Source organism: Enterobacter cloacae, from assembly GCF_011078175.1.
Classification (GTDB): domain Bacteria; phylum Pseudomonadota; class Gammaproteobacteria; order Enterobacterales; family Enterobacteriaceae; genus Enterobacter; species Enterobacter cloacae_Q.
The window spans coordinates 277951-294620 of the sequence record NZ_JAALCJ010000002.1 but is presented as its reverse complement, the minus strand read 5'-3'; the positions used below and the strand labels follow the sequence as shown (position 1 = coordinate 294620).

The 16670-nt window shown below is 55.2% G+C and carries 17 protein-coding genes; 1 reads left to right on the top strand and 16 read right to left on the bottom strand.

What is annotated here, in order from left to right; genetic code table 11:
- Positions 1–50 precede the first annotated feature (50 nt).
- The 12 genes from lipB to leuS all read right to left on the bottom strand — a co-directional run bounded on the left by lipB (position 51) and on the right by leuS (position 12588).
- A complete protein-coding gene (gene lipB / locus G6Q29_RS05605) occupies positions 51–692 on the bottom strand; it encodes a lipoyl(octanoyl) transferase LipB (protein ID WP_165464840.1) in 642 nt (213 codons plus the stop codon).
- Positions 693–786: 94 nt separating this feature from the next.
- Positions 787–1050 (bottom strand): DUF493 family protein YbeD, encoded by a 264-nt coding sequence (gene ybeD / locus G6Q29_RS05600; RefSeq protein ID WP_003858718.1) that lies wholly within the window; start codon positions 1048–1050, stop codon positions 787–789.
- A gap of 107 nt (positions 1051–1157) precedes the next feature.
- The gene (dacA, locus tag G6Q29_RS05595; RefSeq protein ID WP_003858714.1) at positions 1158–2369 is read right to left on the bottom strand and encodes a D-alanyl-D-alanine carboxypeptidase DacA; all 1212 of its coding nucleotides are present in this window, start codon (positions 2367–2369) and stop codon (positions 1158–1160) included.
- A gap of 138 nt (positions 2370–2507) precedes the next feature.
- Positions 2508–3614 (bottom strand): endolytic peptidoglycan transglycosylase RlpA, encoded by a 1107-nt coding sequence (rlpA, locus tag G6Q29_RS05590; protein WP_165464839.1) that lies wholly within the window; start codon positions 3612–3614, stop codon positions 2508–2510.
- A gap of 16 nt (positions 3615–3630) precedes the next feature.
- Complete coding sequence (gene mrdB, locus G6Q29_RS05585; RefSeq protein ID WP_006809632.1) at positions 3631–4743, bottom strand: peptidoglycan glycosyltransferase MrdB; 1113 nt, start codon at positions 4741–4743, stop codon at positions 3631–3633.
- Positions 4744–4745: 2 nt separating this feature from the next.
- Positions 4746–6647 carry a peptidoglycan DD-transpeptidase MrdA gene (mrdA, locus tag G6Q29_RS05580; protein ID WP_165464838.1) on the bottom strand — a complete coding sequence of 634 codons (1902 nt, stop codon included), beginning with the start codon at positions 6645–6647 and terminating at the stop codon, positions 4746–4748.
- A gap of 28 nt (positions 6648–6675) precedes the next feature.
- Positions 6676–7143: a 23S rRNA (pseudouridine(1915)-N(3))-methyltransferase RlmH gene (gene rlmH / locus G6Q29_RS05575; RefSeq protein ID WP_003858701.1), complete on the bottom strand. Its 468-nt coding sequence runs from the start codon at positions 7141–7143 to the stop codon at positions 6676–6678.
- A gap of 3 nt (positions 7144–7146) precedes the next feature.
- On the bottom strand, positions 7147–7464 hold the full coding sequence (gene rsfS, locus G6Q29_RS05570; RefSeq protein ID WP_003858696.1) for a ribosome silencing factor: 318 nt from the start codon (positions 7462–7464) through the stop codon (positions 7147–7149).
- 268 nt (positions 7465–7732) lie between these two features.
- Entirely contained in the window at positions 7733–8398 is a 666-nt protein-coding gene (gene nadD / locus G6Q29_RS05565; protein ID WP_165464837.1) for a nicotinate-nucleotide adenylyltransferase, read from the bottom strand.
- Entirely contained in the window at positions 8391–9422 is a 1032-nt protein-coding gene (gene holA, locus G6Q29_RS05560; RefSeq protein ID WP_165464836.1) for a DNA polymerase III subunit delta, read from the bottom strand. Before holA ends, nadD begins: the two co-directional genes overlap by 8 nt.
- Entirely contained in the window at positions 9422–9991 is a 570-nt protein-coding gene (gene lptE, locus G6Q29_RS05555) for an LPS assembly lipoprotein LptE (RefSeq protein WP_006809628.1), read from the bottom strand. Before lptE ends, holA begins: the two co-directional genes overlap by 1 nt.
- A gap of 14 nt (positions 9992–10005) precedes the next feature.
- On the bottom strand, positions 10006–12588 hold the full coding sequence (gene leuS, locus G6Q29_RS05550) for a leucine--tRNA ligase (RefSeq protein ID WP_165464835.1): 2583 nt from the start codon (positions 12586–12588) through the stop codon (positions 10006–10008).
- A gap of 214 nt (positions 12589–12802) precedes the next feature.
- Here leuS and G6Q29_RS05545 point away from each other — a divergent pair, with 214 nt between their 5' ends.
- Positions 12803–13285, top strand: a complete 483-nt coding sequence (locus tag G6Q29_RS05545; RefSeq protein ID WP_165465079.1) for a zinc ribbon-containing protein — start codon at positions 12803–12805, stop codon at positions 13283–13285.
- Positions 13286–13364: 79 nt separating this feature from the next.
- Here G6Q29_RS05545 and rihA read toward each other — a convergent pair whose 3' ends face one another.
- The 4 genes from rihA to gltJ form a co-directional block, all read right to left on the bottom strand.
- Positions 13365–14306 carry a pyrimidine-specific ribonucleoside hydrolase RihA gene (gene rihA / locus G6Q29_RS05540; protein WP_165464834.1) on the bottom strand — a complete coding sequence of 314 codons (942 nt, stop codon included), beginning with the start codon at positions 14304–14306 and terminating at the stop codon, positions 13365–13367.
- Between the two features lie 119 nt (positions 14307–14425).
- Positions 14426–15151, bottom strand: coding sequence for an amino acid ABC transporter ATP-binding protein (locus tag G6Q29_RS05535; RefSeq protein ID WP_006809622.1), 726 nt, complete (start codon positions 15149–15151; stop codon positions 14426–14428).
- Complete coding sequence (gltK, locus tag G6Q29_RS05530; protein WP_022647437.1) at positions 15151–15825, bottom strand: glutamate/aspartate ABC transporter permease GltK; 675 nt, start codon at positions 15823–15825, stop codon at positions 15151–15153. The genes G6Q29_RS05535 and gltK overlap by 1 nt, the downstream gene beginning before the upstream one ends.
- A complete protein-coding gene (gene gltJ, locus G6Q29_RS05525; protein WP_015571133.1) occupies positions 15825–16565 on the bottom strand; it encodes a glutamate/aspartate ABC transporter permease GltJ in 741 nt (246 codons plus the stop codon). The genes gltK and gltJ overlap by 1 nt, the downstream gene beginning before the upstream one ends.
- Positions 16566–16670: the final 105 nt, after the last annotated feature.

The window sequence follows — 16670 nt, the reverse complement described above, 5'->3', positions numbered from 1 at the left end:
GGCAATTAAGCAATGGCTCGTCAAATAATCGAGCCACTGCGGGAAGTAAGTTAAGCAGGGATATATTCGTAAGGGGGATTGTTAAGTAGCACTAAAAAGTTCTTCAAAAGCACGGGCCTGATATTGTCAGGCGTGGCGGTATCGACCCACTGGCGCATTTGCGTCATTTCCATACCGGCATACCCACATGGGTTGATGCGCTGGAATGGCGTCAGATCCATATTAATATTCAGCGCCAGCCCATGGAACGAGCAGCCTTTACGGATACGCAGACCCAGCGAACAGATCTTCCTCTCTCCCACGTAGACGCCCGGCGCATCTGCACGAGGGTGAGCATCAATCCCGTATTCAGCCAGCGTGTTCACCACGGTCTGTTCCAGTAAGGTCACAAGCTCACGCACGCCCAGCTTTCTGCGTTTGAGGTTAAGCAGGACATACATCACCTGCTGACCCGGGCCGTGGTATGTCACCTGTCCACCGCGATCGCTCTGGATCACCGGGATATCGCCCGTCATCAATAAATGTTCGGCTTTTCCTGCCTGACCTTGAGTGAACACCGGGAGGTGTTCAACCAGCCAGATTTCATCAGGTGTGGTGTCATCGCGCACATCGGTAAAGTCATGCATAGCCTGAGAGACAGGCTCGTAAGGCTGTAGCCCAAGATGGCGGACAAGAATTTTATCCTGGTACAAAAGGACGTCTCCGAAGACAAGGGAGAATAGGTAACGCGGAGTATATCACAGCGGGGAAGTGGGTTACCCGGTAAACCGGGCAACCGCAGAGGGACTACAGTACCATACGAACAATTTCGATGTTGCCGAGCTCTTCGTACAGCGTCTCAACCTGCTCAATGTGTGTAGCAGTAATGGTGATTGAGACCGAGTGGTAGTTACCTTTGCTGCTCGGTTTGACTGATGGAGAGTAGTCGCCCGGCGCATGGCGCTGTACCACTTCAACCACCTGATCAACCAGCTCAGGTTTCGCCAGACCCATTACTTTGTAAGTAAAAGGGGTAGGGAATTCAAGCAGTTCGTTAAGTTTGGTTTTCATGTCAGCTCCGGCGTGTGTATAAAAAATAATAACTCCCGCCACGGGGCGGGAGTTTTACTGATACGTAGTATATGGGGATCAAAATCACACTTTCAAGTGTTCAATTTTTAACCAAACCAGTGATGGAACATCAGCTTAATGTAATCAATGATTTTGCCGAAGAAATTGCCCTCAGGAATTTCCTCCAGCACCACCAGCGGGCGCTGATCGATAGTTTTGCCATCCAGCTGGAAGTTGATGGTACCCACAACCTGATTCTTTTGCAGCGGGGCGTGCAGCTCGGTGGTATTCAGCACGTAGCTGGCTTTCAGATCTTTCATACGACCGCGTGGGATGGTCAGATAGAGATCCTTGTCCACGCCCAGGGAAGCACGGTCGTTATCGCCAAACCAGACGGGTTCAGAGGCAAATTCTTTACCGGCTTTCAGCGGGTTCACGGTTTCGAAGAAGCGGAAGCCCCAGGTCAGCAGTTTTTTGCTTTCCGTTTCGCGTCCTTTAAACGTACGCCCCCCCATCACGGCAGAGATCAGACGCATCTGGCCTTCAGTAGCGGAAGCTACCAGGTTATAGCCAGCTTTATCGGTGTGGCCAGTTTTGATGCCGTCGACGTTCAGGCTGTTATCCCACAGCAGGCCGTTACGGTTGGTCTGACGAATGCCGTTGAAGGTGAACTCTTTCTCTTTGTAGATAGAGTACTCGTTTGGCACATCGCGGATCAGCGCCTGACCAATCAGCGCCATGTCACGCGCGGAGCTGTACTGACCCTCGGCGTCCAGGCCGTGAACGGTCTGGAAGTGGCTGTTTTTCAGGCCCAGCGCGGAGACGTAGCTGTTCATCAGGCCCACAAACGCGTCCTGGCTACCCGCTGCAAAATCGGCCATGGCCACGCAGGCGTCGTTACCGGACTGCAAGTTGATGCCACGGATAAGCTGAGAGACCGGCACCTGCATGCCGGGCTTCAGGAACATCAGCGATGAACCTTTAAACACCGGGTTACCGGTTGCCCACGCATCGTTACCGATAGTGACCAGGTCGGTTTCTTTGAATTTACCTGCTTTCATGGCCTGGCCGATAACATAGCTGGTCATCATTTTGGTCAGGCTGGCCGGATCGCGGCGGGCATCGGCGTTCTGTTCTGCCAGAACTTTGCCGGAGTTGTAATCAATCAGGATGTAGGATTCCGCGTCGATCTGCGGAACGCCAGGGATCATGGTCTTGATGTTCAGGTCATCCGCGTGGGCTGCGGAGAATGCAGCAGCGCAAAGGGCCGTGGTCAGCGCCATGCGCTGCACAAAACGAGCAGAAAAAGTGGTCTTCATGGTCAGAACTACGACATCCGTGATGGAATTAAAAAAGTGCCTTACTATAGCAAATGCTATACGGGCAGGCATCCGACTTTCATCATGAGAGTGTTAACGTGGTTTACACAAACTGACATTTCGGATACCACCGATTAATTACTTCGCAACAGCGATAAACGACTGGAGTTGCGCTTCGCTCTGCAAACGCTGTTGCAGGGACGCTGCCTGTGATTTGCTGGCAAACGGACCCATCTGGATACGCCATACCGCACCGTTTTGCTCAACCCGGCCTGGCACACCAAACTGCTGGCTTAAGCGCTGCTGATACTGCTCTGCACGGGTACGGTCGCTTACGGCGCCAACCTGAACCACGTAGCTGCCGCTCGCTGTTGCAGGCGCAGCAGTCTGCGTCGCGGCAGGCGCGGTCACCGGAGCGGGTTGGGTAGCGGGTGCAGCAACAACAGGCGCAGGCGCTGGGGCAGGTTCATTCGTTTCAATCACGCCAGACGCTAACGTCGTCGGTGCGCCAAGGAAACCACTGCTTTTCACCGGGGCACCTGTCGTGTCTTCACTTTGCAGCGTATCGTTGCTAATGGCGCGCACTTCACCCTGCGGCTGCGCGGGCTCTGCCGGCGTTGAAGCCCCCCCCATACCACCGCTCAGATCCGGGCGTGCGGGCAGGGCATAGGTCTGTTTCGCGACCGTGGTACAGGCCGTGCCCGGGCCAGACAGCGAACCATCCTGCGCCACGATAATCGGGTCGATACGCACTTTAGTATTGTTTGAGGTGTTCAGACGGTCGGCCGCCGCGCGAGACAGGGAGATGACGCGATCGCTGCTATAAGGACCGCGATCGTTGATACGCACCACGATCATTCGGCCATTCGCCAGGTTAGTGATGCGTGCATAGCTCGGAACAGGCAGCGTCGGGTGTGCCGCCGTGATCTGCATCGGATCGAAGGTTTCACCTGACGCGGTCAGGTTACTGCCTGGCTCAGCGTCATAGATGGCAGCAAAGCCAGCCTGGCTGAAACGGGAGGGATCCTGAACGATTTTATAGCTTTTACCGTCACGCTGATAATCCTGATTCACGCTGGCGTTCAGCGGTTCATAAACGGGATCGGCACCGCTAATTTCAACTATCGGGCCATTACAGACCGCAGGCTGCGGCGGCGCGACGGTTGCCTGTTGCTGACCATCATCACTTGTACAGGCGGCAAGTAAACTTGCTGCGATGCAGATCCCCAGCCACTGCTTACGCATTGCGATCCCCTTATTTTTATACGCTTTTGGACAACATTTTCCTGTGGGTATGGATCGACATCACGATACCAAACCCGGCCATCAACACGATCAGTGCCGAGCCCCCGTAACTCACCAGCGGCAGCGGTACGCCGACAACCGGCAGAATACCACTCACCATACCAATATTTACGAAGACATAAACGAATAAAATCAACATTAATCCACCCGCCATGACCCGGCCAAAAGTGGTCTGAGCGCGCGCAGCAATGTAGAGCCCACGCATGATCAGCAGCACGTAGAGAGCCAGCAGAACCAGGATGCCAACCAGCCCTAACTCCTCAGCCAGAACGGCAAAGATAAAGTCGGTGTGGCGTTCCGGTAAAAATTCGAGCTGCGACTGCGTCCCGTGCAGCCAGCCTTTACCGCGCAGGCCACCTGAGCCAATCGCAATCTTCGACTGAATAATATGATAGCCTGCGCCCAGCGGATCGGTTTCCGGATCGAGGAGCATCATGACGCGCTGTCGCTGGTAATCATGCATCAGGAAGAACCAGAGGATAGGGATAAAGGCGGCAACCAGGACCACGGCGATACCAATCAGACGCCAGCTAAGACCCGACAAGAACAAGACGAACAGGCCGGAGAGAGCGATAAGAATTGAAGTGCCGAGGTCTGGCTGTGCGGCCACGAGTAGCGTCGGCAGGAAAATCAGCACCAGCGCAATAGCGGTATTTTTTAACGATGGCGGGCAGACGTCGCGGTTGATAAAGCGCGCCACCATCAGCGGGACGGCGATTTTGGCGATTTCCGACGGCTGGAAGCGGACAATCCCCAGATCCAGCCAGCGTTGCGCCCCCTTCGAGATGGCGCCGAAAGCATCTACTGCCACCAACAAAATGATACAGAAAATATAGAGATAGGGCGCCCAGCCCTCGTACACGCGCGGCGGTATTTGCGCCATCACCACCATAATAACCAGGCCCATGGCGATCTGGCCGATTTTACGCTCCATCATGCCGATATCCTGGCCGCTGGCGCTCCAGATAACGAGGGCGCTATAGACCAGCAGAGCCAGCAGGATCAGCAGCATGGCAGGGTCGATGTGGATCTTGTCCCACAGCGATTTTTTATTCGGATTATCCGTCATGATTATTGGTCCTCCGCCGCAGCGGCTGCCGGGTTCTCAGCAGGCAGTTCGGTGTTGTTATCACCCAGCATGATGTGGTCGAGGATTTGACGCATGATGGTACCCACCGCCGGGCCTGCGCCGCCGTTCTCAAGGATCATCGCCACCGCAACCTGCGGGTTATCATAAGGGGCAAACGCCGTCATGAGCTTGTGGTCACGCAGACGTTCGGCAATTTTGTGTGCATTATAGGTTTCATTCGCTTTCAGACCGAAGACCTGAGCCGTACCTGACTTAGCGGCAACCTTATAAGGTGCGCCAGCGAAATATTTGTGCGCCGTCCCGTTAGGACGGTTGGCTACACCGTACATGCCGTCCTTCGCGATTTCCCAGTACCCGGAATGAATGTCTCCCACCGGCGGCTCATGAGGCTGTATCCACGGCACTTTTTTGCCGTCTTCAACGGTGCTTTGCAGCAGATGCGGCACTTTCACGATGCCATCGTTGATAAGGATCATCATCGCCTTATTCATTTGCAGCGGTGTTGCCGTCCAGTAGCCCTGGCCGATCCCCACCGGAATGGTGTCACCCTGATACCAGGGTTTTTTAAAGCGTTTCAGCTTCCATTCACGGGTTGGCATGTTGCCGGAACGTTCTTCTGCTAAATCTATGCCGGTGTAATGCCCGTAGCCGAATTTGCTCATCCATTCAGACAGACGGTCAATACCCATGTCGTAGGCGACCTGATAGAAGAATGTATCCGCCGACTCCTCCAGTGATTTGGTCACGTTCAGATGGCCATGGCCCCATTTTTTCCAGTCGCGGTAGCGTTTTTCAGAACCAGGCAACTGCCACCAGCCCGGGTCAAACAGACTGGTGTTACGGGTAATCACGCCAGCACTCAGGGCAGACACGGCGACATACGGTTTAACCGTTGAAGCAGGAGGATAAACCCCCTGAGTAGCGCGGTTCACGAGCGGCGTGTTTGGATCGTTGAGCAGGCCGGAGTAATCCTTGCTGGAAATACCGTCCACAAAGAGGTTCGGATCGTAGCTTGGCATGGATACCATCGCCAGAATGCCGCCGGTACGCGGGTCGGTCACAATAACCGCAGCACGGCTACCCGCCAGCAGCGTTTCGATATACTGCTGTAGTTTCAGGTCGAGCGTCAGATAGACGTCATGCCCCGCCTGCGGAGGAACCTCTTTTAGCTGACGGATCACGCGGCCACGGTTGTTAACTTCAACCTCTTCATAACCGGTCTGACCGTGCAGGACATCTTCGTAATAACGTTCGATCCCCAGCTTGCCAATATCATGGGTGGCGGCGTAGTTAGCCAGCTTGCCATCTTTATCAAGGCGCTCGACGTCTTTATCGTTGATCTTGGAGACGTAGCCAATCACGTGCGTCAGCGCAGAGCCGTAAGGATAGTAGCGGCGCTTATAGCCTTTGACTTCCACACCGGGGAAGCGGTACTGGTTAACGGCAAATCGGGCGACCTGCACTTCCGTCAGGTTGGTTTTTACCGGAATAGAGGTGAAACGGTGAGAACGTGCGCGCTCTTTTTTGAACGCGGCGATATCGTCGTCGTTGAGGTCGACAACGCTTCTCAGCGCATTCAGCGTATCCTGCACGTTATCCACTTTCTCCGGCATCATCTCTATCTGGTAGATGGTGCGGTTTAGCGCCAGCGGGGTGCCGTTACGATCGTAGATAATGCCGCGGCTGGGCGCGATGGGCACCAGCTTAATGCGGTTTTCGTTTGAGCGGGTCTGGTAATCGGTGTAGCGGACAATTTGCAGATTATAAAGGTTGGCGATCAGCACGCCGGTAAGCAGCAAAATCCCCGTAAAGGCGACCAGCGCCCGGCGCACAAACAGCGCGGACTCAGCCGTATAGTCGCGAAAAGAATTCTGTAGTTTCATCCGCTGCTTAAATTACCCTGGTCAGTCATTACTCGCGGTGATAAGGGTGGTTGGTAGTGATGCTCCACGCGCGATACAAACTTTCTGCCACGAGAACCCGCACAAGCGGGTGGGGCAGCGTCAGCGCAGAGAGTGACCAACTTTGTTCTGCTGCCGCTTTGCAGGCGGGAGATAACCCCTCTGGTCCGCCAATCAACAGACTGACGTCACGACCGTCCTGCTTCCAGCGCTCCAGTTCATGCGCCAGCTGCGGCGTATCCCAGGGCTTGCCCGGGATATCGAGGGTCACGATGCGGTTTTTGCCTGCGGCCGCCAGCATCAGCTCTCCCTCTTTATCGAGAATACGTTTGATATCTGCATTCTTGCCGCGCTTTCCTGCTGGGATCTCCACCAGTTCGAACGGCATATCTTTTGGGAAACGACGCAGATACTCAGTAAAACCGGTTTGTACCCAGTCCGGCATTTTGGTGCCGACGGCGACCAGCTGCAACTTCACGCATTAACCCCAGAGTTTTTCCAGCTCATACAGGCGACGGCTCTCTTCCTGCATGACGTGGACAATCACATCGCCGAGATCGACAACCACCCAGTCAGCGGTCGCTTCACCTTCAACGCCCAGCGGAAGCAGCCCTGCCGCGCGCGATTCCTGAACAACATGGTCAGCAATCGAAACAACGTGACGAGTTGAGGTCCCGGTGCAGATGATCATGCAGTCGGTGATGCTGGATTTACCCTTAACGTCGATAGCGATGATGTCCTGACCTTTCAGGTCATCAATTTTGTCGATAACAAAATCCTGGAGTGCTTTACCCTGCAAGTTTTCCCCCTGGGTGAATGAGATTGTACAACTATGAATTCGTGGCCAGTCAGTATACCTGAACTGACGCCAGTCGCGGGACAAATGTCACCGCCCGGCTTTTGAAGGCGGGTATCATCCCACCCTCCGCCTGAGATTGCATCGCCATTTTTGTAAAACAATTTCTGTAAAGCAACGATCGGCGGGAAAGTCTGGCAGCGGAGGATATCAGTATGGCTTAGCCTGTCAAGGCAGGATAAACATTAACGGACAATTTCACCGGGGATGATCAGGCATCTGTACTTTTCTGATACAGACCGTGTGCGCGGATATACGCCAGCACGGGTGAGGGCAGGAGTTCGTGACAGTCTAAACCCTGCTGGAGACGCTCGCGGATGAGTGTGGCGGAAATATCAAACCACGGCGTTTCAGCGAGGTAAATTTTCCCGGCGGGGAGACTGTGCAGCTCTTCTATATTGTCCGTCAGATGCGCGTCAAGCCACTGCTGATGCTGCGCGTCGCGCATGGTCAGCGGGTAGCCCGGACGGCGGCAGACCAGCAGATGACTGTTGTCCAGAATGGTTTCGTACTGGTACCAGCTGGGAAAGTTGAGCAAGGAATCCTGGCCGATGATAAACGCCAGCGGTTTCACGGGCCCCTCCTCAGCGCGCCACTCTCGCAGCGTTTGCGATGTCCAGGAAGGGGTATCCCTGCGCAGTTCACGCTCATCCAGCGTGAAGAGAGGTTTATCGGCGATAGCCAGCGTGAGCATCGCTTTACGCTGCTCGCTGGTTGCTTCTGGCTGGGGACGGTGCGGCGGAACATTATTGGGCATGATGATTACCCGCTGCAATCCAATCAAATTCGCGAGGATTTCTACCGGCTTAAGATGCCCGTAGTGTACCGGGTCGAAGGTCCCGCCATACATTGCCTGTAAAGAATGCATATCACCCATCGATAAAAACGTCTGCCAGCGCCTTGTGGCAGAGCAGCAAAGAGAGGCTCTCCAGCTCTGCCCAGACAGACTGGCCGTAATCCTGTTTTAACGTCAGTTCGGCGCGCATCAGAAGTTGCACTGCCTGACGCAACTGCTCCTGGCTCAGGCGGTTTATCGCCTCCGTGGTCATTGCCCGACGGTTTTGCCAGACGCGATGTTTGTCGAATAAGGCGCGCAGGGGCGTATGTGTCGACTGGCGTTTAAGGTTGTTCAGCAGCAGTAATTCGCGCTGGAGCGTACGGAGCAGGATGACCGGCTCACTCCCTTCCAGGCGCAGCTGTTGCAGGATGTGCAGAGCACGCTTACTTTTTGCCGACAGCAGCGCATCCACCCAGTGGAAGGGGGTAAAGTGCGCGGCATCATTTACCGCCTGTTCCACGCGCGGTAGCGTCAGCTTGCCATCGGGCCACAGCAGGGCGAGCCTGTCCAGCGCCTGCGCCAGTGCCAGAAGGTTGCCTTCGTAGCAGTAGCACAGGAGCTGACTGGCGGCCTCATCCAGCTGCAAATTGTGTTGCTTTGCTCGCGTGGCAACCCATTTTGGCAGATGGGCCTGCTCGGGCGTCTGGCAGGTGATCAGCACCGCACTGGGGGCAAGCCGGGTAAACCAGGCCGCGTTTTCCTGCGCTTTTGTCAGTTTGTTGCCGCGTACGATAAGCAGCAGATCGCCGTGTAACAAACTCACCAGCATGTCCAGCTGTTCATTGATGGCAGCGTTAGGACCATTCTCCGGCAGCAGGATCTGGATTGTCTGGCGCGAGGCAAACAGGCTCATGGCCTGACAAAGCGAGAAGATAGCGTTCCAGTCGGTACTGTTATCGATCTGGAATGTATGATGCTCATCGAAACCCTGCGCGGCTGCCGCATGGCGAACCGCATCAAGGCTTTCCTGAAGTAACAGGGGGTCGTTGCCGAGTAGCAGATAAGCCGCGCGCAGCCCTTCGTTGAGCTGCGCGCGGAGTTGTTCAGGATACAACCTGATCATCAGTTACCCAGAGACGTTGGCATATCCGGCGTGCTGGCATCCGGTGTTTCGATGACGTCAGCGCCTTTTTTCGTCGACGCGGCAATGGCAGGCAATCTGCGGATCAGCTGCTCCGCGGCCTTATCGTACATTTCCTTGATGATAATCTGCTGTTCGGCATCTTTTGCCAGCGCCGTCTGCGGGTTATCGAAGAACGAGCGGTAGACTTTGGTATTGATAGGGTAAATATCTTTACCCGGCATCAAGACGGCCGCATCAACGGTAAGCACCATTTGATATTCCGCTGTCCGCCCATCCTGGAAGATCGAGGCCGTATCTTGCGACAGCGTTGATTTCAGGACGCGAAGCGAAGGAACATCCTGACGCAGGGTTCCCTTCTCGATCAGCTCAACATCATTCAAACGCAGCTGGTTACGAATGGCCCGGCTCAGCGGTCCGTTCGGATCGGATGAGTCGAAGATCATCGTTTTCATCTGAGCAGGCACTGCCGTGGTGTTGCGCAGGTGCCAGCCGCAGCCAGCGGTGACCAGCACCGCCAGAGATAAGAGTATTGTTGCCAGTTGTCGCACGTTTCCTCCCGCGCTTAGCCAACGACCAGATTCAGCAGTTTACCCGGTACGTAGATCACTTTACGTACGGTAACGCCCTCAAGGTATTTCGCGACCAGATGCTCCTGGCCTGCGCGCTCGCGAACCTGTTCTTCGGTTGCGTCGACCGCGACGGTAATTTTACCGCGCACTTTACCGTTAACCTGCACCACAACCAGCGTGGTGTTTTCCACCATAGCGGATTCATCCGCCACTGGCCACGGCGCGTTGTCGATATCACCTTCGCCTTTCAGCTCCTGCCACAGGGTGAAGCTAACGTGCGGCGTGAACGGGTTCAGCATGCGAACAACCGCCAGCAGCGCTTCACGCATTAACGCGCGATCCTGCTCGCCATCCTGCGGGGCTTTCGCCAGCTTGTTCATCAGTTCCATAATAGCCGCAATTGCGGTATTGAAGGTCTGACGACGACCAATATCATCGGTAACTTTCGCAATGGTTTTATGAACATCACGACGCAGCGCCTGCTGATCTTCGCTCAGTGCAGCCGCGTTCAGCGCTGGCGCATCACCCTGAGAGGTGTGCTCGTACACCAATTTCCAGACGCGTTTCAGGAAGCGGTTTGCCCCTTCCACACCGGACTCCTGCCATTCCAGCGTCATATCTGCCGGGGAGGCGAACATCATGAACAGACGCACGGTGTCAGCGCCGTAACGCTCAACCATTACCTGCGGGTCGATACCGTTATTTTTCGACTTGGACATCTTGCTCATGCCGGTATAGACCAGTTCATGACCTTCAGCGTCTTTCGCCTTCACGATACGGCCTTTCTCGTCGCGCTCGACAATCGCATCAACCGGAGAAACCCAGTTACGCTCGCCATTCGCGCCAACGTAGTAGAACGCATCTGCCAGCACCATACCCTGACACAGCAGCTGTTTTGCCGGCTCGTCGGAGTTGACCAGGCCTGCGTCACGCATCAGTTTGTGGAAGAAGCGGAAGTAGAGCAGGTGCATGATGGCGTGTTCAATGCCACCGATGTAGATGTCTACCGGCAGCCAGTAGTTTGCTGCATCGGAATCCAGCATGCCTTCTTTGTACTGCGGGCAGGTGTAGCGCGCATAGTACCAGGAGGATTCCATAAAGGTGTCGAAGGTGTCGGTTTCACGCAGCGCGGGCTGACCGTTGACGGTGGTTTTCGCCCACTCAGGATCGGCTTTGATCGGGCTGGTGATGCCGTCCATGACCACGTCTTCAGGCAGGATCACCGGCAGCTGATCTTCCGGCGTTGGCATCACGGTGCCATCTTCCAGAGTCACCATTGGGATTGGCGCACCCCAGTAACGCTGACGGGAAACGCCCCAGTCGCGCAGACGGTAGTTCACCTTACGCTCGCCCACGCCCAGGGAGGCCAGCTTGTCGGCGATGGCGTTGAAGCCTTCTTCGAAGCTCAGGCCGCTGAACTCACCGGAGTTAAACAGGGTGCCTTTTTCAGTCAGCGCTTGCTCAGAGAGATCGGGCTCAGAGCCGTCAGCAGCAAGAATAACAGGCTTGATGGTCAGGCCGTATTTGGTGGCAAATTCGTAGTCGCGCTGGTCGTGACCCGGCACGGCCATCACGGCGCCCGTGCCGTATTCCATCAGTACGAAGTTGGCGGCCCAAACAGGGATGGCTTCGCCCGTCAGCGGGTGGATCGCTTTAAAGCCGGTATCCACGCCTTTTTTCTCCATCGTCGCCATGTCGGCTTCGGCCACTTTAGTATTGCGGCATTCGTCGATGAAGGTCGCCAGTTCCGGATTGTTTTCCGCCGCTTTCTGCGCCAGCGGGTGACCTGCGGCCACGGCCAGGTAGGTCGCGCCCATAAAGGTGTCCGGACGGGTGGTATAGACGGTCAGGGTCTGATCGTAATTCTCAACGTTGAAGGTAATTTCCACACCTTCGGAACGGCCGATCCAGTTGCGCTGCATAGTCTTAACGGTATCTGGCCAGTGGTCCAGATTATCCAGATCGTTCAGCAGTTCGTCAGCGTAGGCGGTGATTTTGATAAACCATTGCGGGATCTCTTTACGCTCTACTTTGGTGTCGCAGCGCCAGCAGCAGCCGTCGATAACCTGCTCGTTCGCAAGAACGGTCTGGTCATTCGGGCACCAGTTAACGGCAGAGGTCTTCTTGTACACCAGGCCTTTTTTATACAGCTCGGTGAAGAATTTCTGCTCCCAGCGGTAGTATTCCGGGGTACAGGTTGCCAGCTCGCGGCTCCAGTCATAGCCAAAGCCCAGCATTTTCAGCTGGTTTTTCATGTACGCGATGTTGTCATACGTCCACGGAGCCGGTGCCGTGTTGTTTTTCACCGCCGCGCCTTCAGCAGGCAGTCCGAACGCATCCCAGCCGATAGGCTGAAGAACGTTTTTGCCCAGCATACGCTGGTAGCGTGCAATCACATCACCGATGGTGTAGTTACGCACGTGGCCCATGTGTAGTCGACCAGAAGGATAGGGAAGCATCGACAGGCAGTAATACTTCTCTTTGCTCTCGTCTTCGGTTACTTCAAAGGTGCGCTTCTCGTCCCAGTGTTGCTGGACTTTTGATTCTATCTCTTCCGGGCGGTATTGCTCTTGCATGGCAGCCAGTGGTCCTGTGTTCAATACAGCTACAAATGTAGCCAATGGATGTGGTAATTCAGATCCGCATAGCATAGCCCAAACGCCTGCGTCAAAACAGCCTTTCGCACAAAAGCCCTTTGCAGGAATTTACCGGGTCTGTGCTTCACCTGACAAAGCGGCGGTGAAATAAGGTCTATTATTAGAGTTAGTTACTTACCCGGGAGGCAAAATGATGAACAAGGTTGCTCAATTTTACCGCGAACTGGTGGCGACACTGTCGGAACGGCTGCGTAATGGCGAGCGCGATATTGACGCGCTGGTCGAACAAGCGCGTGCCCGCGTGACGCAAACGGGTGAGTTAACGCGAACCGAGGTGGAAGAGGTGACGCGCGCGGTACGTCGTGACCTGGAGGAGTTTGCGCGAAGCTATGAGGAGAGTCAGGAAGAGGTTACAGACAGCGTGTTTATGCGGGTGATCAAAGAGAGCCTGTGGCAGGAACTGGCGGATATCACCGATAAAACGCAGCTCGAGTGGCGCGAGGTGTTCCAGGATTTAAACCATCACGGTGTGTACCACAGCGGTGAAGTGGTGGGGCTGGGGAATCTGGTGTGTGAGAAGTGCCACCACCATATCGCCGTTTATACGCCGGAGGTGCTGTCGCTGTGTCCGAAATGCGGGCACGACCAGTTCCAGCGCCGACCGTTTGAGCCCTAGGTAAAAGCAAAACGGCAACCCCGTTGCCGTTTTTAGTGTTTGCTCCCTCTCCCCGTGGGAGAGGGTTAGGGTGAGGGCATCAGGCCGCACTATAGTAAGCCAGCCTCTCCGCCAGCAATTCCACAAACGCTTCCCGATCGATATCCACCATCACCGTGGTATTTGGCTTGTTCCCCGTCAGCGAGTAGAAATCCACCACCGTCATTCCCTGGGTATATTTCCCCTGCGTTTCAACACCAACCCAGCGGTCAATGGTGGTAAACATCTCAGGTTTTAACAGCCAGGCAATGGTGCACGGATCGTGCAGCGGCGCGCCGTGGAAGCCCCACTTCTCGGCTTTGTGATACTCCATAAAGAAGTCGAGCAGCTCGGCCACGGTCGTTGCAACCGGGTTGCCGACAGAACGGAATCGTTCGATGTCCTGCGCCATAATTTGTGCGCGGTGGGTCACGTCCAGCCCAGCCATCACAATTGGCAGGCCCGACTGGAAGACGATCTCCGCCGCTTCCGGGTCAACAAAGATGTTAAATTCGGCCGAAGGCGTCCAGTTCCCAAGCCCCATTGCCCCACCCATGATGACGATACGGGCGATTTTACCGTGCAGTTCAGGATGGCTGTTCAGCAGCAGCGCAACGTTGGTCTGCGGGCCGGTCGCCACCAGCGTCACGGGCTCTTCGCTCTCACGCAGCACCTTTGCCATGAGCTCGACGGCAGTGCAGTTTTGCGGTGCGAAATCCGGCTCCGGCAGCGCCGGGCCATCCAGCCCACTTTCACCGTGAACGTTATCCGCAACGATCAGCTCGCGCATCAATGGCTTAAGGGCGCCGCCTGCGACGGGAATATCGGTGCGTTTCAGCAGCGTCAACATGCGCAACACGTTGCGTAAGGTTTTATCCGGCGTCTGGTTTCCGGCGGAGGAGGTGACGGCTTTAACGTCCAGTTCAGGGGAGGCAAGTGCGAGGACGAGCGCGATCGCGTCATCATGACCCGGATCGCAGTCGAGAATAATAGGCTGTGCCATAGCGTTCTCCATTCTTAGCATCATTTTGTGACAAGGTTAACGCTGCGATGTGACGCCGAACAGAAGAAGAGATCTAAAGCGTGAAGCAGTGCGCAATCCGCAGATTGCGCACAAAAAAGTTAATGCAGGATTTTGGCGAGGAAGTCTTTTGCGCGTTCGGATTTTGGATTGGCGAAGAACTCTTCCTTCGGTGAGTCTTCAACGATCTTACCTTCGTCCATGAAGATTACGCGGTTGGCCACTTTACGGGCAAAGCCCATTTCGTGCGTTACCACCATCATGGTCATCCCTTCGTGCGCCAGCTCCACCATGACGTCCAGCACCTCGTTGATCATTTCAGGATCCAGTGCAGAAGTAGGTTCATCGAACAGCATCGCCACCGGATCCATGCACAGCGCGCGCGCGATTGCCACGCGCTGCTGCTGGCCGCCGGAAAGCTGTGCCGGGAACTTATCCGCATGCGCAGACAGCCCGACGCGTTCCAGTAACTTTAGTCCCTTTTCGCGCGCCGCTTTTTTGTCGCGTTTCAGCACTTTGACCTGCGCCAGCGTCAGGTTCTCAATGATGGACAGGTGCGGGAATAGCTCAAAATGCTGGAACACCATCCCAACGTGGGAACGAAGCTGGGCAAGGTTGGTTTTGCGGTCATTCACTTTAGTGCCGTTCACAACAATCTCGCCCTGCTGGACAGGTTCCAGACCATTAACGGTTTTGATAAGCGTGGACTTACCGGAACCGGACGGGCCGCATACCACCACCACATCGCCTTTTTTCACTTCTGTTGAGCAGTCGGTCAGCACCTGAAAGTGCCCATACCATTTAGAAACATTTTTCAGGGAAATCATTATACCGTCCTTTTCTTCAGCCAGCTGACCAACAGCGATGCGCTTAAACTAATCACGAAATAGACCCCGCCCGCGAAGAGGATCATCTCAACCTGCGTTCCGTCACGTTCGCCAATGGTGGAGGCGGTACGGAAGAAGTCTGCCAGACTCAGCACGTAGACCAGGGAGGTATCCTGGAACAGGACGATGCCCTGCGTCAGCAGCAGCGGAACCATGGCGCGAAACGCCTGCGGCAGAATAATGAGCTTCATGGACTGCCAGTGCGTCATACCGAGCGCCAGCGCAGCGCTGGACTGCCCGCGAGAGATACTCTGAATACCTGCGCGGATGATCTCTGAGTAATAGGCGGCTTCAAACATGGAAAACGCTACCATGGCAGAGATCAGGCGGATATCGGTTTTCGGCGACAGTCCCAGTACGTTCTGTAAAAAGCCGGGAACAATCAGATAAAACCACAGCAGCACCATGACCAGGGGTATGGAGCGGAATACGTTAACGTAAGCCGTGGCAAACCAGGCGAGCGGCTTAAAGCTCGAGAGGCGCATTACTGCCAGCAGGGTACCCCAGACGATACCAACGATAATGGCGATAACGGTGATCTTTAAGGTGATCGCCAGTCCATCCAGCAGATAGGGCATGGAGGGAACAATGGAACTCCAGTCAAATTCGTACATTATTTGCCTCCCAGATTGCCCGGCAGGCGTACTTTGCGTTCAACCAGGTTCATCACCAGCATGATGAATGCGTTAATCAGAACATAGGCGAGCGTGATCGCCGTGAAGGATTCCCACGCGTGAGCGGAGTAATCCAGCAGTTTGCCCGCCTGCGCTGCCATATCCACCAGACCGATGGTTGAGGCGATGGCCGAGTTTTTCACCAGGTTCATCATCTCGGAGGTCATCGGCGGCACAATCACGCGGTAAGCGTTAGGCAGCAGTACGTAACGGTAGGCCTGAGGAAGCGTCAGGCCCATCGCCAGTGCTGCATTCTTTTGCCCGCGCGGCAGTGACTGTATGGCGGCACGTACCTGCTCGCAAACGCGCGCAGCGGTGAACAGCCCCAGGCACAGCATGGAGGAGACAAAAAATTGTACGTTAGGATCCAGCTCGGCCTTGAACCACATGCCGAGATCTTCCGGCAGCAGTTCCGGGATCACCAGATACCAGGTAAAGAACTGCACGATCAGCGGAACGTTACGGAACAGTTCCACATAGAGCGTGCCAATCGAAGAGAGAAAACGGTTAGGGACGGTACGCAGAATACCGAACAGCGAACCGACAAGAAACGCGATAATCCACGCCGTTATCGATAACGCAACGGTAACCTGAAAGCCGCTCCACAGCCAGCCAAGATAGGTGGTGTTGCCGAACGGGGCTTGTTGCAGAAAGATGCCCCAGTTCCAGTCAATTGACATAGTAAACTCCAGAAAAAAAAGGGTAGCAGCGCTACCCTCGAAGATTGGTGAGAAGCTCAATTTTTGCGCTGAGTGGGGAACGACCCCTCAACGTATAGTCTGTCC

Bases quoted from the DNA above. Each gene is read 5' to 3' on its own strand.
- ybeD (WP_003858718.1), bottom strand. From the start codon at position 1,050: ATGAAAACCAAACTTAACGAACTGCTTGAATTCCCTACCCCTTTTACT.
- nadD (WP_165464837.1), bottom strand. From the start codon at position 8,398: ATGGGTGATATGCATTCTTTACAGGCAATGTATGGCGGGACCTTCGAC.
- G6Q29_RS05535 (WP_006809622.1), bottom strand. From the start codon at position 15,151: ATGATTTCCCTGAAAAATGTTTCTAAATGGTATGGGCACTTTCAGGTG.
- mrdB (WP_006809632.1), bottom strand. From the start codon at position 4,743: ATGACGGATAATCCGAATAAAAAATCGCTGTGGGACAAGATCCACATC.
- leuS (WP_165464835.1), bottom strand. From the start codon at position 12,588: ATGCAAGAGCAATACCGCCCGGAAGAGATAGAATCAAAAGTCCAGCAA.
- gltK (WP_022647437.1), bottom strand. From the start codon at position 15,825: ATGTACGAATTTGACTGGAGTTCCATTGTTCCCTCCATGCCCTATCTG.
- mrdA (WP_165464838.1), bottom strand. From the start codon at position 6,647: ATGAAACTACAGAATTCTTTTCGCGACTATACGGCTGAGTCCGCGCTG.
- rlpA (WP_165464839.1), bottom strand. From the start codon at position 3,614: ATGCGTAAGCAGTGGCTGGGGATCTGCATCGCAGCAAGTTTACTTGCC.
- dacA (WP_003858714.1), bottom strand. From the start codon at position 2,369: ATGAAGACCACTTTTTCTGCTCGTTTTGTGCAGCGCATGGCGCTGACC.
- rihA (WP_165464834.1), bottom strand. From the start codon at position 14,306: ATGGCACAGCCTATTATTCTCGACTGCGATCCGGGTCATGATGACGCG.
- G6Q29_RS05545 (WP_165465079.1), top strand. From the start codon at position 12,803: ATGAACAAGGTTGCTCAATTTTACCGCGAACTGGTGGCGACACTGTCG.
- gltJ (WP_015571133.1), bottom strand. From the start codon at position 16,565: ATGTCAATTGACTGGAACTGGGGCATCTTTCTGCAACAAGCCCCGTTC.
- holA (WP_165464836.1), bottom strand. From the start codon at position 9,422: ATGATCAGGTTGTATCCTGAACAACTCCGCGCGCAGCTCAACGAAGGG.